We start from the raw sequence: 230 nt of genomic DNA, 5'->3' as shown, positions 1-230 counted from the left end.
CACTACTGAACATTCGTGCCACTAGAGGACGCTTCAACTCACCCATTCTTGCGCGACGGCGGCCTCGTGCCTGCAGCGCTCGGGAGCCCCAAGAAGCTGCCGGTTGAACGCAATGCGCTTGAACCAGTAATGAAGGCCGAGCAGGTCCGTAAATCCCATGCCGCCATGAATCTCGGTCGCAAGCCGGGCGATTTCGCGTCCGGCATCGCCCAGGTGCGCCTTTGCCTGCA

1 protein-coding gene is annotated in these 230 nt (G+C 61.3%); it reads right to left on the bottom strand.

Annotated elements, in window-relative coordinates; genetic code table 11:
* Positions 1–33 precede the first annotated feature (33 nt).
* On the bottom strand, positions 34–230 hold a 197-nt coding region (locus ACMGDE_RS20005), incomplete at its 5' end, for a hypothetical protein (protein ID WP_436834609.1).

The sequence above is a fragment of the Parapedobacter brassicae genome, assembly GCF_051400755.1.
In the GTDB taxonomy this organism is placed as follows: domain Bacteria; phylum Bacteroidota; class Bacteroidia; order Sphingobacteriales; family Sphingobacteriaceae; genus Parapedobacter.
The sequence above is the reverse complement of the archived record's forward strand: the minus strand, read 5'-3'. Positions and strand labels throughout refer to the sequence as shown.